Source organism: Wolbachia endosymbiont of Glossina morsitans morsitans (assembly GCF_000689175.1).
Taxonomy (GTDB): Bacteria; Pseudomonadota; Alphaproteobacteria; order Rickettsiales; family Anaplasmataceae; genus Wolbachia; species Wolbachia pipientis.
The window spans coordinates 1-4,731 of the sequence record NZ_AWUH01000015.1 but is presented as its reverse complement, the minus strand read 5'-3'; the positions used below and the strand labels follow the sequence as shown (position 1 = coordinate 4,731).

The window sequence follows — 4,731 nt, the reverse complement described above, 5'->3', positions numbered from 1 at the left end:
AGAACTGGCAGTTACTGACAAAATTCATTATAAATAGCCATTTAACTGTTGAAGAAAAAATATGCCACAAAAAATGAGAGTCAGTAACTGCCAGTTCTTTTCACTTGAGCGATGCAACAAAGCCCACTGGGATCCAGTTTTCTTTACAAATTCATCAAAAGTGCTTCATTCTATAACGCAAAACCCATACTCACCAAACCCAATGCATTACTTGCAATTAAGTTTCCTGGATTCCAGTGTCTGGGCACTGGGATGACGTTATACGGTTCTTGGATGCAAAGAAGAGTGAGAAAAACTCTATAGTTAGCAAACTTTCAATCAGAAACAGCCAAAGATCTCTCTAAGATGTCAGTTTCTTTTGTATCTTCAACTTTACCGTCCTGGTCGAATGAAATTTGCAGAGACTTGCTACTATACTTCCTTTTTCCTAAAAAATTGGCTTGTTTAATTTTATATGAGACATAGTACCAAACATTGTCATCGAACTTTGATACTAATGTTGGTGATCCTAAAGTGTGAACCACTTTTTCTTTATCGTCACCTACTTTTATCTTGCTCCACAATTCAACACTAATGCCAGGAGCTCCGTGATTGTGAATAGTGTGAGTGCAGCTCACTGTAAATAATAAAATAAAAGATATTAATACTCGCATTTCTGTTGATAAATTATTTGAAGCTATAATACACTAATAAATTATCTGCCGTCAAATTTCAAAAAAGTTAAATTGACTGATTCTCAATATCACTTAATATAATATTTACTTTAGAAAATAATAGGTGTCTTATGTCATTGTTAAAAGCAGATCCAATATACAAACCTTTTAATTACCCTTGGGCGTATGATGCGTGGCTGCAGCAACAAAGAATCCATTGGATACCTGAGGAAGTTCCGCTTGCTGATGACGTAAAGGATTGGAAAACTAAACTTTCAAACGTAGAGAAAAATCTACTAACTCAGATTTTTAGATTCTTTACTCAGGCAGACATTGAAGTAAATAACTGCTACATGAGGCATTATTCAAATATATTTAAGCCAACAGAAATATGCATGATGCTTGCAAGCTTTTCCAATATGGAAACTATACACATTGCAGCTTATTCTTATCTTTTAGACACAATTGGCATGCCAGAAAGCGAGTATCAAGCATTCTTAAAGTATGATGCTATGAGAAAGAAGTATGAATACATGTTAGAATTCGAGGAAAGCAAAAAACACGATAAAAAACATGTAGCTAAAACTCTAGCGGTGTTTGGTGCATTTACCGAGGGGTTGCAGTTATTCGCATCATTTGCAATTTTGCTCAATTTTCAACGCTTTGGAAAAATGAAAGGCATGGGACAAATAATTGCCTGGTCAGCCCGTGATGAAACTTTGCACACCAATTCAATTATTATGTTATTTAATACATTTATTAAAGAGAATAATGAAATTTGGAACGATGAGTTTAGAGAGGAATTGTATTCTGCATGCCGCACTATTGTTGAGCTTGAGGATGAGTTTATAAAGCTTGCTTTTAATTTCGGAGACGTTGAAGGACTATCTGCAGAAGAAGTGCGCAATTACATACGCTACGTAGCAAACAGACGGTTAATGCAATTAGGTCTTGAGTCCATATATGATGTTAATGATAATCCTATTCCGTGGCTTGATGAAATACTAAATGGCGTGGAACATACGAATTTCTTTGAAAATAGAGTAACAGAGTATAGCCGTGCAGCAACTCAAGGCACATGGGAGGAGGCTTTTACTGAAAACGACACGAATAATAAGTGAGTGCTAATTTCACTCTTCTTTGTCATTCCAGTGTCAGCTACTTTCATTACACTATTTGCCGTGCAGTTTAGACAGTTTTGCTTTACTTAAGAACTAACTTACCATATATATGTCCATAGGACATTGGTATATAAGAACGTGCTACAACTATTAATCTTACTCACGGTCATTACTTCAGTTGCATTCTTTGGTCATTTAGTTCCAATGGAAGCAAAAACCTTCTTGTACTCAACGAGCCTGAGTATAAAAGAGGTTTTGCTATTTATAATGCCTTTTATTATTTTTGCGTTAATCTTTAGCAGTGTTAACAATCTTAAGCAGTCAGCTATAAAGTTCATATTGTTACTTATTATAATGATCTTCTTGTCAAATCTGGCTTCAAGTTTAATAGCTTATTCTGTTGGGCATTTCATCATACAAAACACTCATTCAATACAAGATATAACGTATGAAGAAACAATTGTTCCCTTATGGTCGTTTAGGCTGCCTGCATTGCTTTCTAATTTTTATGCCCTTGCCTGTGGATTTGTGTCCAGCATAGTAGTGTCCACACTGCTACCCAAGAAAAGTAAAGGGCTTTCGAACAAAATGTTAGATTTAACTCTCTTTATTTTGAAGACGTTTTTGACGCCGATTATTCCAATATTTGTACTTGGGCTTGCTTTAAAAATGCAGCATGATCAAGTTTTATCTATAATATTTAAGGATTACTCAATAATTTTCATTATTATAGCATCTGCAACCTACCTTTATGTTTTCCTCTTATATGGAGTAGCAAATTCATTCAAGATCACAAGCTGGATAGCTAGTATAGGCAATATGATACCGGCATTTATTACTGCGATGAGCACAATGTCTAGTAATGCAACTATGCCTCTTAGTCTTGAAGGAAGCAAAAAAAATTTAAAGCAACCTGACATAGCATCGTCTGTTGTGCCAATAACTGCTAGCTTTCATTTAGTAGGTGGTTGCTTTTTTATCATAATATTATCAATGATAATTGCCTCCGGTTATTCATTGTGCACAACAGACTATGTAACTTTCCTTCTCTATTTTTTGTTATTTAAGTTTGCTATCGTTGTAGTGCCGGCAGGAAGAATTATGGTAATGCTACCTATTCTTGAGAAATACCCCAAATTTTCTCCAGAAATGCTTTCGTTAATCACAGCACACAGTGTTTGATCCAATAATCACTTCAGCAAATGTTATGGGTAATGATATGATATCTATGATATTTCAAAACTCTACTACTCTTACTATGATATTTTCAAAACTCTATGATAAGCTTAAGTAATGTCTATTTTAGCGAGTGATACTGTAGGTATTGGTAGTTCAATAGCAATAGTTGATTATGATGGTAACTGTTTTGTAGAGCACAATTCCACCAGCAATAGTCATACAGAATCATTTTTTCAAATACTAAGTACTTTATTTGATAAGCACAACTATAATTATGATAAAATAGATCATTTGGCGGTAGTAGTTAGACCAGGAAGTTTCACTGGAATTAGAGTTGGTATATCAGCTGCACAAGGTATAAATCTTGCTACAAATAAGCCGTTATACGGGGTTAGTGCGCTGGAAGTTCAAGCCTACGCAATATCTTTGCTCTGTGCAAATAGCAAAAAAAATATCAGAGCTATAATCAAAAATGCTCAAGGGTTTTATACACAGTTATTTGATTTCAATTTATTGCCGCTGTCTGGTCCAACTGCAGCATGTGACCCTGGTCACGCTACAAGCAGTACACATATGGATTGCAATTTAAATGCTAGCCATGCAGGGCTATTAGTTCATTGTAGACTAAAGAACAAGCAAAAATTAAATGAAGTTGAAGCTCTATATTTAAATGAGCCTCAGTATATGAAATTGCTATAGACTATTTTTTTGCATACACGCAATTTGGCTAAGCTTGTGCATCTGGTTTACTATCTCTTGAGCTACTTCTTTTATACTCATATTTGAATTTTCTATTTCTATAGTACTCGGTGGTGTAAATAAATTGTTAATCCTACATTGCTCTATCATGCTATTTAGATTAATCACCTTCCTATTTTTTCTTTGCCTTTTTAATGCAATACGCTTTTGTAATGTCGGTAGATCACACCTAAGTACCACAGGAAGGATTTCTGTGTTCTTTTTTTTACTAAGCCTTACTATTGAATCATACATCCTCATGTTCTGGTCATTATTTTCCATCAACTCATCAATAAATATGTAATTTTTTGAGTGAATCGGATAATTTTCTATTACCTGAAGCATAATTTGCATAATGCCATATATTCTATCTTGAACTTCTTTAGGTATTTGATCACGTTCAAAGACACCATCGTATATAGAGCAAGCTTGAACATTGTTATAGAACTTACTATTTACAATTAATGCGTTTATCATATTAGATAATTCTATTGCTGTGGAAAGTTTACCACTTCCCGAAAGACCAGAGAGATATATGAAAAATCCTGCTGGCTGTTTTTTTGTGTTAATATTTACCATATTATTTTCAATCTTGAAACTTACATTTATAAAAACATAAAAATGAAGCTTTAAAACGTATGAAATATTATATAGAAAATTATTTTTGTAGTTAAGATATTATGTAATTTAAAAACATAAATTCTGTATATAAACTGATGCTTTATTCTGATGGTTTGTGTAATTACACAATTAGTGATTGATCTCAAAATAATTGTAAAGGACAGATTATGCTACTGGAGCAAAAAACCACCTCCGCAACATCGATTGACACTACCGGAATAGCTATTTGTATTAAGTGGAGTATATTAATAATGACAGAGCATAAAATTCAGAATCACCACGTGTTGAATCTAGCATATATTTATCTAAGACAGCCAACGGTACAGGTAAGGTTCAATCAGGAGAGTACTGAAAGGCAGTATAAATTGAAAGATAAAGCACTGCAAATGGGGTGGTCTGAGAACGCCATAAGAGTTTTA

The 4,731-nt window shown here is 34.0% G+C and carries 5 protein-coding genes and 1 pseudogene; 4 read left to right on the top strand and 2 right to left on the bottom strand.

Annotated features, from left to right (window positions below):
- Positions 1 to 314: 314 nt before the first annotated feature.
- A complete protein-coding gene (locus WGMM_RS00485) occupies positions 315 to 653 on the bottom strand; it encodes an outer membrane protein assembly factor BamE (RefSeq protein ID WP_006279908.1) in 339 nt (112 codons plus the stop codon).
- A 131-nt stretch (positions 654 to 784) separates the two neighbouring features.
- Here WGMM_RS00485 and WGMM_RS00480 point away from each other — a divergent pair, with 131 nt between their 5' ends.
- From WGMM_RS00480 to tsaB, 3 genes and pseudogenes are all read left to right on the top strand, one after another.
- The gene (locus WGMM_RS00480) at positions 785 to 1,774 is read left to right on the top strand and encodes a ribonucleotide-diphosphate reductase subunit beta (RefSeq protein ID WP_038248364.1); all 990 of its coding nucleotides are present in this window, start codon (positions 785 to 787) and stop codon (positions 1,772 to 1,774) included.
- Positions 1,775 to 1,912: 138 nt separating this feature from the next.
- Positions 1,913 to 3,068 (top strand): annotated as a pseudogene (locus tag WGMM_RS00475) (cation:dicarboxylate symporter family transporter).
- Positions 3,068 to 3,652 carry a tRNA (adenosine(37)-N6)-threonylcarbamoyltransferase complex dimerization subunit type 1 TsaB gene (gene tsaB / locus WGMM_RS00470; RefSeq protein WP_038248360.1) on the top strand — a complete coding sequence of 195 codons (585 nt, stop codon included), beginning with the start codon at positions 3,068 to 3,070 and terminating at the stop codon, positions 3,650 to 3,652. Before WGMM_RS00475 ends, tsaB begins: the two are co-directional and overlap by 1 nt.
- On the opposite strand, the gene WGMM_RS00465 is transcribed toward tsaB, so the two are convergent.
- The gene (locus WGMM_RS00465) at positions 3,647 to 4,270 is read right to left on the bottom strand and encodes a DEAD/DEAH box helicase family protein (RefSeq protein WP_038248357.1); all 624 of its coding nucleotides are present in this window, start codon (positions 4,268 to 4,270) and stop codon (positions 3,647 to 3,649) included. The two genes, tsaB and WGMM_RS00465, sit on opposite strands and share 6 nt — an antisense overlap.
- Before the next feature lie 209 nt (positions 4,271 to 4,479).
- Between WGMM_RS00465 and WGMM_RS00460 the strand changes: the two genes are divergently transcribed.
- On the top strand, positions 4,480 to 4,731 hold a 252-nt coding region (locus WGMM_RS00460; protein WP_038248354.1), incomplete at its 3' end, for a hypothetical protein.

What these genes read in the sequence shown, in the direction of transcription:
- WGMM_RS00485 (WP_006279908.1), bottom strand. Translation starts at nt 653, where the DNA reads ATGCGAGTATTAATATCTTTTATTTTATTATTTACAGTGAGCTGCACT.
- WGMM_RS00480 (WP_038248364.1), top strand. Translation starts at nt 785, where the DNA reads ATGTCATTGTTAAAAGCAGATCCAATATACAAACCTTTTAATTACCCT.
- tsaB (WP_038248360.1), top strand. Translation starts at nt 3,068, where the DNA reads ATGTCTATTTTAGCGAGTGATACTGTAGGTATTGGTAGTTCAATAGCA.
- WGMM_RS00465 (WP_038248357.1), bottom strand. Translation starts at nt 4,270, where the DNA reads ATGGTAAATATTAACACAAAAAAACAGCCAGCAGGATTTTTCATATAT.